This window comes from Streptomyces sp. NPDC042371 (genome assembly GCF_056437465.1).
This window is the reverse complement of record NZ_JBWKAP010000001.1, coordinates 42,229-55,397: the sequence shown is the minus strand read 5'-3', so window position 1 is coordinate 55,397 and position 13,169 is coordinate 42,229. Positions and strand designations below refer to the sequence as shown.

Here is a 13,169-nt window from a genome sequence, read left to right as displayed (position 1 = left end):
CCGGCTGGCCGTGGGGTTCGGCCGTGGCGGGCTCTCTCTCGAAGAATGTCGGTCAGCTGCGCCGCAGGAGCCTGGTCGCGCCCGCCGCCACCGTGGTCGCAAGGACCCAGCCGAGCAGGATCAGCGCGGTCGAGAACCACTGCCAGCCGCCGTTCAGCTGCCAGTAGGTGTCCTGTCCGAGGTTGATGACCGGCAGCAGCAGGTCGAGGGAGAACAGGGCGGGGTTCCAGTTCGGGTGCTCGCCCGGTTTGATCGCCGGATGCTCGGCGCGCGAGAACGCCACCGCGCTGATCGCCCACAGCACGGCCATCCAGACCGCGGCCCGGCCAGGACGGTAGCCGTAGGCGACGGTCCAGTCCTGTGCGTACCCCCAGAGCTTCGCCGCCAGCGGCAGGGTCTCGCGGCGCCTGCGCTGCTTGGCGAGGAGGACCTCGCGGGCGTCGGCGTCCTCGCCGCCGTTGCGCAGGACGGTGGCGAGCTTCTCGTACGGCTCGGGGTTGTACTCGGCCGTCGCGGCCATCACCCAGCTCAGCCGCCTGGACAGCGGGAAGCTGCCCTGCGGTACGAGATTCTCGTACGTGAATCCGCCCATCTGGAGGCCGCCGGGCCCCGGCCAGCTCGTCGCCCGGTCGATGAGGTTGACGACCCTGGCGCCGGACAGCACGACCTTCCCGCGCTGCGGTGCCTCGCCGAGGAAGCGGAGCTCGGGCGTCTGGACGCGGCGCAGCGAGATCTCCTGGTCGCTCTGGAGCGTGAAGCGGGCGTGCGCGAAGTCGATGGCGTCGCCGAAGCGGCCGTCGTCGAGGCGGATGCCGCCCTCGCACTCGAAGCGCTGCACGCGGGTGCCGCGGGCCGGGGTGGTGCCGCTGGTCTGCGGGGGATTGCCGACGGCCGCCGGGGTCAGGTAGAGCGTGCGCTCGACGGTCATCTGCGGGGCGTTGAGGGCATGCCTGCCGTACTGGTTCACCAGCTTGCTGCCGCGCAGGCTCAGGGACACGCCGACCTTCGCGCCGCGCAGGCTCAGCTCGCCGTGCGACTCCATCATCTCGGCCTGCAGGTCCTGGCCAACGGTGAGGCCGTCGCCGGTGATCGAGTGGCTGCGCCGGTCGCGGTAGACCACCGCCTGGTTCAGCAGCAGATCGGTGCCGATGTGGGCGTCGGTGAGACGGATGCCGTTGTGGATCCGGCAGCGCGGCAGGTGCAGATCGCCCTCGGTGTGCAGCCTGGCCGCCTCGACGCGCGGGATGGAGCAGTCGACGAGCCGCAGCGTCGCGAAGCGGGCCTCGGGAAGGAGGACCTCCTTCTCGAAGCGGCAGTGCTTCATCTCGGTGTACGGGACGACCGTGCCGCCCGCGAGATCGAGCGGGTCGGTGATCTGCACGCCCGCCAGCTTCAGGGAGGAGACGCGGCCCGCGAGCGCGGGCGGGCCGTCGAGCAGCAGCCAGCACACGATGCGCGCCCGCACGCTCCGCTCGGGACCCCAGGGGTGCCCGCCGTGCGGATCGTCGACCGCCGGATCGCCCGATCTGAGGTCGTAGACACTGCCGTTGCGGAAGGCCTGCCACATGCCGATCTCCGCGGCGGTCAGCCCGTCCGGCGGATCCCCGGTGCCGGCGTCGTCGACCACTGCTGTACCCCTCCGTCCTGCGGTGCGCGTCTCTCGTACACCTGTTTCATGCCCGCTCGGTGACCGGCTGAACGCCAGCGAGACCCTAGTGGTGAACGCGGTCTTCCGGGGTTCATATCAGCCAGTGATACGCGCGTCCGGCCCCGAATGAAGGTCTGAGAGAATTGGCCATGTGATCTCTCGAATCGATCTGCGCGGCGACGCCCTCACGGAATTTCCGTCCGGGTCCGCCCTGCGCGCCCTGCTGCCCCGTGCCGACTTCGACGTCGCGGCCGCCCTGGAGAAGGTGCGGCCCATCTGCGAGGACGTGCATCATCGTGGCGACGCGGCGCTGATCGACTACGCGGAGAAGTTCGACGGCGTGCGCCTGGACCGGGTCCGCGTCCCCGCCGCCGCGCTCACCGAGGCCCTGGACGGCCTCGACCCGGCCGTGCGCGCGGCCCTGGAAGAATCCATCCGCCGCGCCCGCACCGTCCACCGCGAGCAGCGCCGCGCCCCGCACACCACGCAGGTCGTCCCCGGCGGCACCGTCACCGAGAAGTGGGTGCCCGTCGAGCGCGTCGGGCTCTACGCACCGGGCGGCCGGTCCGTCTACCCGTCCTCCGTGATCATGAACGCCGTCCCTGCGCAGGAGGCGGGCGTCGAGTCGATGGCCCTCGCCTCCCCGCCGCAGGCCGACTTCGCCGGACTGCCCCACCCGACGATCCTCGCCGCCTGCGCGCTCCTCGGCATCGACGAGGTGTACGCGGTCGGCGGCGCCCAGGCCGTCGCGATGTTCGCGTACGGCACCGAGAGCTGCGCCCCCGCCAACATGGTCACGGGCCCCGGCAACATCTGGGTCGCGGCCGCCAAGCGCTACTTCACCGGGCGCATCGGCATCGACACCGAGGCGGGCCCGACCGAGATCGCGGTCCTCGCCGACGACACCGCCGACCCGGCGCACGTCGCGTCCGACCTGATCAGCCAGGCCGAGCACGACCCGCTCGCGGCCGCCGTCCTCGTCACGGACTCCCTTGCGCTCGCGGACGCGGTCGAGAAGGAGCTGGCGCCGCAGGTCGCCGCCACCAAGCACGTCGAGGACCGCATCGTCCCCGCGCTGAGCGGCCGCCAGTCCGCGATCGTCCTGGTCGACGGCCTGGAGGAGGGCCTGCGGGTCGTCGACGCGTACGGCGCCGAGCACCTGGAGATCCAGACCGGGGACGCGGCCGCCGTCGCGGGGCGCGTCAAGAACGCCGGCGCGATCTTCGTCGGCCCGTGGGCGCCCGTCTCCCTCGGCGACTACTGCGCGGGCTCCAACCACGTCCTGCCGACCGGCGGCTGCGCCTGCCACTCCTCGGGGCTCAGTGTCCAGTCGTTCCTGCGCGGCATCCACATCGTGGACTATTCGCGCGAGGCCCTCGCGGACGTCGCGCACCACGTCGTGACGCTCGCCGAGGCGGAGGACCTGCCCGCGCACGGGGCGGCCGTGAAGGCCCGCTTCGGGTGGGAGGTGCCGGGCCAGTGAGCGACGTACGTATCGACGACCTGCCCGTGCGCGACGAGCTGCGCGGCAAGTCCCCCTACGGCGCACCCCAGCTCGACGTGCCCGTACGCCTGAACACCAACGAGAACCCCTACCCGCTGCCCGAAGCACTCGTCGAACGCATCGCCGAGCGGGTGCGCGAGGCCGCCCGCGACCTCAACCGCTACCCCGACAGGGACGCGGTCGAGCTGCGCACCGAACTTGCCCGCTACCTCACCCGCACCGGCGGGCACGAGGTGACGCGCGCCCACGTCTGGGCGGCGAACGGTTCGAACGAGGTCATCCAGCAACTCCTGCAGACCTTCGGCGGCCCCGGCCGCACGGCCATCGGCTTCGAGCCCTCGTACTCGATGCACGGCCTCATCGCCCGCGGCACCGGCACCGGCTGGATCTCGGGCCCCCGCCACGACGACTTCACCATCGACGTCGTCGCGGCCACGCGCGCCATCGCCGAGCACCGGCCGGACGTCGTCTTCATCACCACGCCCAACAACCCCACGGGTAACGCGGTCCCGGCCGAGGCCGTCCTCGCGCTGTACGAGGCGGCGCAGGCCGCGAAGCCGTCCATGGTCGTGATCGACGAGGCGTACGTCGAATTCAGCCACGGCGACTCGCTGCTCCCGCTGATCGAGGGGCGCCCGAACCTCGTCGTCTCCCGCACCATGTCGAAGGCGTTCGGCGCGGCGGGGCTGCGCCTCGGCTACCTCGCCGCCGATCCGGCGGTCGTCGACGCGGTGCAGCTGGTCCGCCTGCCCTACCACCTGTCGGCCGTCACCCAGGCCACGGCGCTCGCCGCCCTGGAGCACACCGACACGCTCCTGAAGTACGTCGAGCAGCTCAAGGCCGAGCGCGACCGCATCGTCACCGAGCTGCGCGCGATGGGGTACGCGGTGACCGACTCCGACGCCAACTTCGTGCAGTTCGGGCGGTTCGCCGACTCCCATGAGGTGTGGCGGCGGATCCTCGACCGGGGCGTTCTGGTGCGGGACAACGGCGTGCCGGGATGGCTGCGCGTGTCCACCGGAACCCCTGACGAAAACGACGCGTTCCTCGATGCGGTACGCACACTCAAGAAGGAGCAGAGCGCATGACTCGCCAAGGCCGCGTCGGAAGAATCGAGCGGACCACCAAGGAGACCTCCGTCGTCGTCGAGATCGACCTCGACGGCACCGGCAAGGTCGACGTGTCGACCGGGGTCGGCTTCTACGACCACATGCTCGACCAGCTCGGCCGCCACGGCCTCTTCGACCTGACGGTCAAGACCGACGGCGACCTGCACATCGACTCGCACCACACCATCGAGGACACCGCGCTCGCCCTCGGCGCCGCCTTCAAGCAGGCGCTCGGCGACAAGGTCGGCATCTACCGCTTCGGCAACTGCACCGTCCCGCTGGACGAGTCGCTCGCCCAGGTGACGGTCGACCTGAGCGGCCGCCCCTACCTCGTGCACACCGAGCCCGAGAACATGGCGCCCATGATCGGTGCCTACGACACGACGATGACCCGGCACATCCTGGAGTCCTTCGTCGCGCAGGCCCAGATCGCGCTGCACGTCCATGTGCCGTACGGGCGCAACGCCCACCACATCGTGGAGTGCCAGTTCAAGGCCCTGGCCCGCGCCCTGCGGTACGCGTCCGAGCGCGACCCGCGCGCCGAAGGCATCCTCCCCTCCACGAAGGGTGCGCTGTAACCCATGACCGGGCTCAACACCATCCTCATCGTCGTCGGTCTCTTCCTGATCGGCGGCATCATCTCCTTCGTCAAGCAGGGCATGCCGAAGAGCCTCATCACGCTGCTCTCCATCGCCGCCGTGATGTGTCTGGCCGCGGGCATCCTGCGGCTCGACTACTGGAACTGACGGGAGGCGTACGCACCATGAGCACTCCCAAGAAGGTCGTCGTCTTCGACTACGGCTTCGGCAACGTGCGCTCCGCCGAGCGGGCCCTCGCGCGCGCGGGCGCCGACATCGAGATCACCCGTGACTACGACACCGCCATGAACGCCGACGGCCTGCTCGTGCCCGGCGTCGGCGCCTTCGCCGCCTGCATGCAGGGGCTCAAGGAGGCGCGCGGCGACTGGATCGTCGGGCGCCGCCTGTCCGGCGGCCGCCCCGTCATGGGCATCTGCGTCGGCATGCAGATCCTCTTCGCCCGCGGCATCGAGCACGGCGTGGAGACCGAGGGCCTGGACGAGTGGCCCGGCACGGTCGCGCCGCTGAAGGCCGAGATCGTGCCGCACATGGGCTGGAACACGGTCCAGGCCTCGGCGGGGTCCCCGCTCTTCAAGGGCCTGGACGACGACGCGCGCTTCTATTTCGTGCACTCCTATGCGGTCCACGACTGGTCCCTGGAGGTCGCGAACCCGGTGATGCGCGCCCCCCACGTGCACTGGTCCACGCACGGCGAGCCCTTCGTGGCGGCCGTCGAGAACGGCGCCCTGAGCGCCACCCAGTTCCACCCCGAGAAGTCCGGCGACGCCGGCGCCCAGCTCCTCACCAACTGGATCGGAACCCTGTGAGCACCCTCGAACTCCTTCCCGCCGTCGACGTCCGCGACGGCCAGGCCGTACGCCTCGTCCACGGCGAGTCCGGCTCGGAGACGTCCTACGGCTCCCCGCTGGAGGCCGCCCTCGCCTGGCAGCGGTCGGGCGCCGAGTGGCTGCACCTGGTCGACCTGGACGCCGCGTTCGGCACCGGCGACAACCGCGCGCTGATCGCCGAGGTCGCGGGCGCCATGGACATCAAGGTCGAGCTGTCCGGCGGCATCCGCGACGACGACACGCTCGCCGCGGCCCTCGCCACCGGCTGCACCCGCGTCAACCTCGGCACGGCCGCCCTGGAGACCCCGGAGTGGGTCGCCAAGGTCATCGCCGAGTACGGCGACAAGATCGCGGTCGGTCTCGACGTACGCGGCACGACGCTGCGCGGCCGCGGCTGGACCCGCGACGGCGGCGACCTCTACGAGACCCTGGAGCGCCTGAACGCCGAGGGCTGCGCGCGGTACGTGGTCACGGACATCGCCAAGGACGGCACGCTGCAGGGCCCCAACCTGGAGCTCCTGCGCAACGTCTGCGCGGCGACGGACCGTCCCGTGGTTGCCTCCGGCGGGGTGAGCAGCCTCGACGACCTGCGCGCCATCGCCGAGCTCGTGCCGCAGGGCGTCGAGGGCTCGATCGTCGGCAAGGCGCTGTACGCGAAGGCGTTCACGCTGGAGGAAGCGCTGGAGGCCGTGTCGCGATGAGCGGGCTGCGACGAGTGCAGAGCGGGAGCCCCTGGGAGGAGGCCTTCGGCTTCGCCCGTGCCGTCGAGGCGGGCGACCGGGTCGTGGTCGGCGGCACCACCTCCTTCAAGGGCGACGTCCTGTACGGCGAGGGCGACCCCTACGAACAGGCGCGGGTCGCCATGGACAACGCGCTGGAGGCGATCGGCGAGCTCGGCCTCGGGGCCGAGGCCGTGATCCGCACCCGAATTCTCCTGACCCACGCGCGGGACGTCGACGAGGTGGGCAGGGCCCACAAGGAGGTGTTCGGCTCCGTGCGTCCGGTGATGACCATGGCGGTCGTCTCCGGCTTCGTCGACCCGCGCATCCTGGTCGAAGTGGAACTGGAAGCCTTCCGAGGAGCCCCCGCATGACGCTCGCGGTACGCGTGATCCCCTGCCTGGACGTGGACTACGGCCGCGTCGTCAAGGGCGTCAACTTCCAGAACCTGCGCGACGCGGGCGACCCCGTCGAGATGGCCAAGGTGTACGACGCCGAGGGCGCCGACGAGCTCACCTTCCTGGACATCACCGCGTCGTCCGGCAACCGCGAGACGACGTACGACGTGGTCCGCCGCACCGCCGAGCAGGTCTTCATCCCGCTCACGGTGGGCGGCGGCGTACGCACCGCGGAGGACGTCGACAAGCTGCTGCGCGCGGGCGCGGACAAGGTCGGCGTCAACACGGCGGCGATCGCGCGCCCCGACCTGATCCGCGAGATCGCGGAGCGGTTCGGGCGCCAGGTCCTCGTCCTGTCGGTGGACGCGCGACGGACTCCGTCCGGGGCCTTCGAGGTCACCACCCACGGCGGCCGCAAGTCCGCGGGGATCGACGCGGTCGAGTGGGCGCACCGGGCCGCGGAGCTCGGGGCGGGGGAGATCCTGCTGAACTCGATGGACGCGGACGGTACGAAGGACGGCTACGACATCGAGATGATCTCGGCCGTACGCAAGCACGTGACCGTTCCCGTGATCGCCTCCGGTGGAGCGGGCCGCCTGGAGCACTTCCCGCCCGCCGTCGCGGCGGGCGCGGACGCGGTGCTCGCGGCGTCGGTCTTCCACTTCGGCGATCTGCGGATCGGCGAGGTCAAGGAGACGTTGCGGGAGGCGGGGCACCCGGTTCGGTAGCGGTGGGGTTTCTTGGGCCCCGGTCACCCTGCGGGGTGACCGGGGCCTTTTTGCGCCACAGTGCGAAAGAAAAGTTGCGCAATATTAGTTGTGCAACTTTTCTTTCGTATCTACGGTGAGGGTATGGAGAACCGCCGCCGGATCACGGATCTGGGCACCCTCAAGGCCTTCGGGCACCCCCTGCGCATGAAGCTGTACAGCACCCTGCGGGTGGGCGGTCCCGCGACCGCCTCGCAACTGGGCGCGCAGGTCGACGAGGCCGTCTCGCTCGTCAGCTACCACCTGCGCAAGCTCGCCGAGCACGGCCTCATCGAGGAGGCGGCGGCGCAGAGCGAGGACGCGCGGGAGCGGTGGTGGCAGGCCGCGCAGGACACGCTGAGCTTCCGCCACGAGGACTTCAAGGACACACCGGAGGGGGCGGCCACGCACGCGGCCGTCCTCCGCGGCCTGATCGCACACCGCAGGGAGCAGTACGAGACCTACCTCGACCAGCAGACGGCCTGGGGTGCCGAGTGGCGCAAGGCGGCCGACCAGTCGGACTTCCTCGCGCGCCTCAATCCCGCCGAACTCACGGCCCTGAGCGCCGAGATCCACGCCCTCATCCAGACGTACACGGAGCGCGGCAAGGCCGCCGAAGCGGCCGGGGACACCAAGGGCCGCGAGAACGTTGCCGTGCACATGGCCAGCTTCCCGTTCCGGATCTGAGAGGCCCGCCGTGACCACCGTGACCGTACCCCCGGCGACGGAAAGACCCGCCCACCGCGACGCCAACGTCCTGCGCTGGCTCGGCGCGTACACCACGTCGATGGTCGGCGACGGGATCTACTTCGTCGCCCTGTCCTGGGCCGCGGCCCGCAGCGGAAGCGCGGGCCAGGCTGGCCTGGTCCTCGCCGTCGGCGCCGTCCCGCGCGCCGCCCTCATGCTCGGCGGGGGAGTCGTCGCGGACCGCCTCGGCCCGCGCCGCGTGGTGATCGGCAGCGACGCGGTGCGCTGCGCGGTGCTCCTCGTCGCCGCCCTGCTGCTGCTCGTCTCCTCGCCCGGCATCTGGCTGCTCGCCTGCATCGCCCTGGTCTTCGGCGCGGTCGACGCGCTGTTCCTGCCGAGCGTGGGCGCGCTGCCGCCCCGCATCACCGCGCCGGACCAGCTGGGGCGGGTCCAGGGCATGCGGGGGTTGGCGCAGCGCGTCGCCACCGTCGTCGCGGCGCCGCTGGGCGGCCTCGCCGTGGCGCTCGGCGGACCGGCGGCCGCGTTCGGCGTCGGCGGCGTGCTGTTCGTCCTCTCGCTGGTGCTGCTCGCGGCCGTACGCCTGCGCCCGCTGCCCGCCGACGACACCACGGCGCGCGGCGACTCGGCCATGCGGCAACTCACCGACGGGCTGCGGTACATCCGCGGACACCGCGTCCTCGCCCCGCTGACGCTCGTCGCGGCGGTGACGGAGCTCGGCTTCGCGGGGCCCGCCAACATCGGCCTGGTGCTCGTCGCCGACCGGCGCGGCTGGGGCGCAGCGGGGATGGGGTGGGTCGTCGCGGGATTCGGCGTCGGCGCGGGGCTCGCCGCCCTCCTGCTCGCCGTGCGCGGGCGGATACCCCGGGCCGGGGCGGTGCAGTCCGTGGGCGTCATCGCGGGCTCGGTCGCCCTGGCGGGCATCGGCTTCGCGCCCTCGGTCGCGGTGGCCACGGCCGCAGGGCTCTGCGTGGGGCTGTGCACCGGGCTCGGCGGCGCCCTGATCGGGGCGCTCATGCAGACCGCCGCCGACCCCGCCTACCTGGGGCGCGTCACCTCCGTGGCCACCCTGTTCACGATGGGCGTCGCACCGCTCTGCTACCCGGTCGTCGGCGCCGCGATCGGGGCGTGGGGCATCGAGCCGGTGTACACGGCGTGCGCCGCGCTCAGCGCCCTCGGCGGCGTCATAGGCCTCTGCTCACGCCCCCTGCGCCACGCCGAACTCCCGCGCTGAGCAAGGGAGTTCAGAGGCCCAGCTGCTTCGACTCGTGCAGCGTCGCAATCGCTCCCTTGTCGCCGTCCAGCTCCACGTCCGCGACCGCCTGCCTGCCGTACGCGAACATCAGCAGCTCCGACGGCTCACCGGTCACCGTCACCACCGGCGCGCCCCGGTGGGCCACCACCGTCTGGCCGTCCGGGCGGCGCAGCACCAGGCCCACCGGGGCCTTGCGGCCCACCAGACGGGCCGAGCGCTCCAGGCGGGACCAGAGGGTGTTCGCGAAGACGGAGTCGAGGTTGCGGGGCGTCCAGCCGGGGCGCGCGCGGCGCACGTCCTCGGTGTGGACGTAGAACTCGACGGCGTTCGACAACTCGTCGATCTGCTTGAGGGAGAAGGGCGAGAACCGCGGCGGTCCCGTACGGATCAGCTGGATCAGCTCCTCGTACGGCTTCGCGGCGAACTCGGCCTGGACCCGCTCCAGGCGCGGCGCGAGCTGCTTGATCAGGAGCCCGCCCGCCGCGTCCGCGCGGCGCTCGCGCACCACCACGTGGGCCGCCAGGTCACGCGTCTTCCAGCCCTCGCACAGAGTGGGCGCCTCGGGACCCTCCGCCTCCAACAGATCGGCGAGGAGAAGTCGTTCACGCTTCGCATGGGTCGACATGTCAGCCACCCTACGACCGGCCCCACGGTCCGGACAGTGGACACCGCCCTGGGCGGCCCGCGAAGGGCGGCACAATGGGGCCATGACCAGCGTTCCCCCGCCCAGCGGCAGCCTCGACCCGGAGATCGCCGCGCGCCTCAGGCGCAGCGCCGACGGCCTCGTCCCCGCCATCGCCCAGCAGTACGACACCGGTGAGGTGCTCATGCTCGGCTGGATGGACGACGAGGCGCTGCACCGCACCCTCACCACGGGCCGCTGCACCTACTGGTCGCGCAGCCGCCAGGAGTACTGGGTCAAGGGCGACACGTCAGGGCACTTCCAGTACGTCAAGGAGGTCGCGCTCGACTGCGACGCGGACACCGTCCTCGTCCAGGTCGACCAGATCGGCGCGGCCTGCCACACGGGCACGCGCACCTGCTTCGACACCGACGTCCTGCCCGTCCTGCCCGTGCCCGGCGCGCCCGGCTCCGGTCAGTAGGGTCTGCTGCCATGGACCTCGAGACCTTCCGCAAGCTGGCGGCCGACCGCCGAGTGATCCCCGTCAGCCGCAAGCTCCTCGCGGACGGCGACACCCCCGTCGGCCTCTACCGCAAGCTGGCCGCCGAACGCCCCGGCACGTTCCTCCTCGAATCCGCGGAGAACGGGCGCTCCTGGTCCCGCTACTCGTTCGTCGGCGTCCGCAGCGCCGCCGCCCTCACCGTCCGCGACGGCGAGGCCCACTGGCTCGGCACCCCGCCCGTCGGCGTGCCCACCTCCGGCGACCCGCTCGCCGCGCTGCGCGCCACCATCGGGATACTGCACACCCCCCGCGACGTCGTCAGCGCCGACGGCCTGCCGCCCTTCACCGGCGGCATGGTCGGCTACCTCGGCTACGACATCGTGCGCCGCCTGGAGAAGATCGGCCCGGGCGAGCGGGACGACCTGCGACTCCCCGAGCTGACCATGCTGCTCACCAGCGACCTCGCCGTCCTTGACCATTGGGACGGCTCGGTGCTGCTGATCGCCAACGCGATCAACCACAACGACCTGGAGACCGGGGTCGACGAGGCGTACGCCGACGCGGTCGCCCGCCTCGACGCCATGGAGGCCGACCTCTCCCGGCCCCTCTCCCAGCCCCCGGCCGCCCTGCCGCCCTCCGAGCTCCCCGCGTACACCGCCCTGTGGGGCGGGGAGCAGTACCAGGAGGCCGTCGAGGACATCAAGGAGCGCATCCGGGCCGGTGAGGCCTTCCAGGTCGTCCCCTCGCAGCGCTTCGAGACCCCGTGCGCGGCGACCGCGCTGGACGTCTACCGCGTGCTGCGCGCCACCAACCCCTCGCCGTACATGTACCTCTTCCGCTTCGAGGGCTTCGACGTGGTCGGCTCCTCGCCCGAGGCACTCGTCAAGGTCGAGGACGGGCGCGCCATGGTCCACCCCATCGCGGGGACCCGGCACCGCGGCGCCACCCCGCAGGAGGACCAGGCACTCGCCGACGAGCTGCTCGCCGACCCCAAGGAGCGCGCCGAGCACCTGATGCTCGTCGACCTGGGCCGCAACGACCTGGGCCGGGTCTGCGAACCGGGCTCCGTCGAGGTCGTCGACTTCATGTCCATCGAGAAGTACTCCCACGTCATGCACATCGTGTCGACGGTCACCGGCCAGGTCGCCGAGGGCCGCACCGCCTTCGACGTGCTCACCGCCTGCTTCCCCGCGGGCACCCTCTCCGGCGCCCCCAAGCCCCGGGCGATGCAGATCATCGACGAGCTCGAGCCGTCCCGCCGCGGGCTCTACGGCGGCTGCGTCGGCTACCTCGACTTCGCGGGCGACTCCGACACCGCCATCGCGATCCGCACCGCCCTGCTCCGCGAGGGCACGGCATACGTGCAGGCCGGGGCCGGGGTCGTCGCCGACTCCGACCCCGTCGCCGAGGACACCGAGTGCCGGAACAAGGCCGCCGCGGTGCTGCGCGCCATCCACACGGCGAACCGGCTGCACGGACGTTCGGGCCGTGAGGGATAGTGGACAGGTGACTTCTGCCGTACCTCCGCCCCGTACCGAGGACACGTCCGAGAGCCGGGCCCAGCGCAGCAGCAGACGCAGCATCGCTGTCGCGCTGCTGCTCGGCGCCGTCGGCGCGGCCCTCGCGCTGCTCGCGTCCCGCCAGGCCTGGGCCCACGGCACCGCGTCGGTGGCCGGCGGCGAGCTGCCGCTGACCGCCAAGGGCAGCGACGTCACGGGCGTGCCCGCGGCCCTGGCGATCGTCGGCCTCGCCGCCCTCGTCGCGGTCTTCGCGGTCCGCCGTGCCGGACGCTTCCTGGTCTCCCTGCTGCTCACGCTCAGCGGCGGCGGCATCGTCGCCGCGGCGCTGCTCGGTGCCAACGACAGCGACGCCCTCGACGAGAAGGCCGCCACCGCGTCCGGCGACGCCGCCACCACCATCAGTGACCTGTCGCACACCGGCTGGCCCTACGCCGCGGCCGCCGCGGGCGCGCTGCTGCTGCTCGCCGGGCTGCTCGCCCTCACGTACGGCCGCTCCTGGCCCGCGATGTCGGGGCGCTACGAACGCGACGGCACGCCCAGTCCCCGCAAGGCGCGCCGCGCCCCGGACCCGGAGCGCCCCGAGGAGCTGTGGAAGGCCCTCGACCGCGGCGAGGACCCCACGCACGGAACCTGACCCCCGAGCTCAGGGCATGCGCGCGAGTGCGGGAGAATGGCAAGGAGCGTCCGCTACGCGGTGGGCTCCCCAGTCCCCGCCGCGCACACAGCAACAAGGAGCATTTTCATGGCGCATGACCACGGACACACCCCGGCTGCCTGGACCGGTTCGATCATCGCCTTCGTCGGCTTCTGCGTCGCGGGCGCCTTCATGGTGATGGCCAACGTGCCCGGCTTCTGGGTCGGCATGGCGATCACCGTCATCGGCGCCCTCGTGGGCGGCGCCATGCGCGCCGCGGGCATGGGCCAGGCCAAGCGTCCGCAGCGCCAGGTCGCGCCCTCCGGCAGCTGACGCGCCGTACGAGCCGATCACGCTGTACGAGCTGTACGAGCTGTACGA

16 protein-coding genes are annotated in these 13,169 nt (G+C 72.1%); 14 read left to right on the top strand and 2 right to left on the bottom strand.

What is annotated here, in order from left to right:
- Positions 1-52 precede the first annotated feature (52 nt).
- Positions 53-1,567 carry an oxidoreductase gene (locus AC068B_RS00255; protein ID WP_478669186.1) on the bottom strand — a complete coding sequence of 505 codons (1,515 nt, stop codon included), beginning with the start codon at positions 1,565-1,567 and terminating at the stop codon, positions 53-55.
- A 232-nt stretch (positions 1,568-1,799) separates the two neighbouring features.
- Here AC068B_RS00255 and hisD point away from each other — a divergent pair, with 232 nt between their 5' ends.
- From hisD to AC068B_RS00205, 10 genes are all read left to right on the top strand, one after another.
- Positions 1,800-3,131: a histidinol dehydrogenase gene (gene hisD, locus AC068B_RS00250; RefSeq protein ID WP_478667980.1), complete on the top strand. Its 1,332-nt coding sequence runs from the start codon at positions 1,800-1,802 to the stop codon at positions 3,129-3,131.
- Positions 3,128-4,240 (top strand): histidinol-phosphate transaminase, encoded by a 1,113-nt coding sequence (locus tag AC068B_RS00245; RefSeq protein ID WP_478667979.1) that lies wholly within the window; start codon positions 3,128-3,130, stop codon positions 4,238-4,240. The genes hisD and AC068B_RS00245 overlap by 4 nt, the downstream gene beginning before the upstream one ends.
- Positions 4,237-4,839, top strand: coding sequence for an imidazoleglycerol-phosphate dehydratase HisB (hisB, locus tag AC068B_RS00240; RefSeq protein ID WP_359351425.1), 603 nt, complete (start codon positions 4,237-4,239; stop codon positions 4,837-4,839). Before AC068B_RS00245 ends, hisB begins: the two co-directional genes overlap by 4 nt.
- Positions 4,840-4,842: 3 nt before the next feature.
- The gene (locus AC068B_RS00235; protein ID WP_055527442.1) at positions 4,843-5,007 is read left to right on the top strand and encodes a hypothetical protein; all 165 of its coding nucleotides are present in this window, start codon (positions 4,843-4,845) and stop codon (positions 5,005-5,007) included.
- A 17-nt stretch (positions 5,008-5,024) separates the two neighbouring features.
- Complete coding sequence (gene hisH / locus AC068B_RS00230) at positions 5,025-5,666, top strand: imidazole glycerol phosphate synthase subunit HisH (protein ID WP_478667977.1); 642 nt, start codon at positions 5,025-5,027, stop codon at positions 5,664-5,666.
- Complete coding sequence (gene priA, locus AC068B_RS00225; protein WP_356263763.1) at positions 5,663-6,388, top strand: bifunctional 1-(5-phosphoribosyl)-5-((5-phosphoribosylamino)methylideneamino)imidazole-4-carboxamide isomerase/phosphoribosylanthranilate isomerase PriA; 726 nt, start codon at positions 5,663-5,665, stop codon at positions 6,386-6,388. Before hisH ends, priA begins: the two co-directional genes overlap by 4 nt.
- Positions 6,385-6,780 carry a RidA family protein gene (locus tag AC068B_RS00220; protein WP_478667976.1) on the top strand — a complete coding sequence of 132 codons (396 nt, stop codon included), beginning with the start codon at positions 6,385-6,387 and terminating at the stop codon, positions 6,778-6,780. Before priA ends, AC068B_RS00220 begins: the two co-directional genes overlap by 4 nt.
- Positions 6,777-7,532, top strand: a complete 756-nt coding sequence (gene hisF / locus AC068B_RS00215; protein WP_478667974.1) for an imidazole glycerol phosphate synthase subunit HisF — start codon at positions 6,777-6,779, stop codon at positions 7,530-7,532. Before AC068B_RS00220 ends, hisF begins: the two co-directional genes overlap by 4 nt.
- Before the next feature lie 123 nt (positions 7,533-7,655).
- A complete protein-coding gene (locus AC068B_RS00210; protein WP_478667973.1) occupies positions 7,656-8,237 on the top strand; it encodes a helix-turn-helix domain-containing protein in 582 nt (193 codons plus the stop codon).
- A gap of 10 nt (positions 8,238-8,247) precedes the next feature.
- Complete coding sequence (locus AC068B_RS00205) at positions 8,248-9,489, top strand: MFS transporter (protein WP_478667971.1); 1,242 nt, start codon at positions 8,248-8,250, stop codon at positions 9,487-9,489.
- A gap of 10 nt (positions 9,490-9,499) precedes the next feature.
- Here the strand turns inward: AC068B_RS00205 and AC068B_RS00200 are convergent, their stop codons facing one another.
- Positions 9,500-10,135, bottom strand: coding sequence for a TIGR03085 family metal-binding protein (locus AC068B_RS00200; RefSeq protein ID WP_478667970.1), 636 nt, complete (start codon positions 10,133-10,135; stop codon positions 9,500-9,502).
- Positions 10,136-10,217: 82 nt separating this feature from the next.
- Between AC068B_RS00200 and hisI the strand changes: the two genes are divergently transcribed.
- The 4 genes from hisI (at position 10,218) to AC068B_RS00180 (ending at position 13,121) form a co-directional block, all read left to right on the top strand.
- On the top strand, positions 10,218-10,613 hold the full coding sequence (hisI, locus tag AC068B_RS00195; protein WP_356263779.1) for a phosphoribosyl-AMP cyclohydrolase: 396 nt from the start codon (positions 10,218-10,220) through the stop codon (positions 10,611-10,613).
- Between the two features lie 11 nt (positions 10,614-10,624).
- Positions 10,625-12,133: an anthranilate synthase component I gene (locus AC068B_RS00190; protein WP_478667968.1), complete on the top strand. Its 1,509-nt coding sequence runs from the start codon at positions 10,625-10,627 to the stop codon at positions 12,131-12,133.
- 7 nt (positions 12,134-12,140) lie between these two features.
- Positions 12,141-12,788, top strand: coding sequence for a TIGR02234 family membrane protein (locus tag AC068B_RS00185; RefSeq protein WP_478667967.1), 648 nt, complete (start codon positions 12,141-12,143; stop codon positions 12,786-12,788).
- Between the two features lie 108 nt (positions 12,789-12,896).
- Positions 12,897-13,121 carry an HGxxPAAW family protein gene (locus AC068B_RS00180; RefSeq protein WP_478667966.1) on the top strand — a complete coding sequence of 75 codons (225 nt, stop codon included), beginning with the start codon at positions 12,897-12,899 and terminating at the stop codon, positions 13,119-13,121.
- Positions 13,122-13,169 lie beyond the last annotated feature (48 nt).

Coding starts and splice junctions, on each gene's coding strand:
- AC068B_RS00255 (WP_478669186.1), bottom strand. CDS start 1,567: ATGTGGCAGGCCTTCCGCAACGGCAGTGTCTACGACCTCAGATCGGGC.
- hisB (WP_359351425.1), top strand. CDS start 4,237: ATGACTCGCCAAGGCCGCGTCGGAAGAATCGAGCGGACCACCAAGGAG.
- AC068B_RS00235 (WP_055527442.1), top strand. CDS start 4,843: ATGACCGGGCTCAACACCATCCTCATCGTCGTCGGTCTCTTCCTGATC.
- hisH (WP_478667977.1), top strand. CDS start 5,025: ATGAGCACTCCCAAGAAGGTCGTCGTCTTCGACTACGGCTTCGGCAAC.
- AC068B_RS00220 (WP_478667976.1), top strand. CDS start 6,385: ATGAGCGGGCTGCGACGAGTGCAGAGCGGGAGCCCCTGGGAGGAGGCC.
- hisF (WP_478667974.1), top strand. CDS start 6,777: ATGACGCTCGCGGTACGCGTGATCCCCTGCCTGGACGTGGACTACGGC.
- AC068B_RS00210 (WP_478667973.1), top strand. CDS start 7,656: ATGGAGAACCGCCGCCGGATCACGGATCTGGGCACCCTCAAGGCCTTC.
- AC068B_RS00200 (WP_478667970.1), bottom strand. CDS start 10,135: ATGTCGACCCATGCGAAGCGTGAACGACTTCTCCTCGCCGATCTGTTG.
- hisI (WP_356263779.1), top strand. CDS start 10,218: ATGACCAGCGTTCCCCCGCCCAGCGGCAGCCTCGACCCGGAGATCGCC.
- AC068B_RS00190 (WP_478667968.1), top strand. CDS start 10,625: ATGGACCTCGAGACCTTCCGCAAGCTGGCGGCCGACCGCCGAGTGATC.
- AC068B_RS00180 (WP_478667966.1), top strand. CDS start 12,897: ATGGCGCATGACCACGGACACACCCCGGCTGCCTGGACCGGTTCGATC.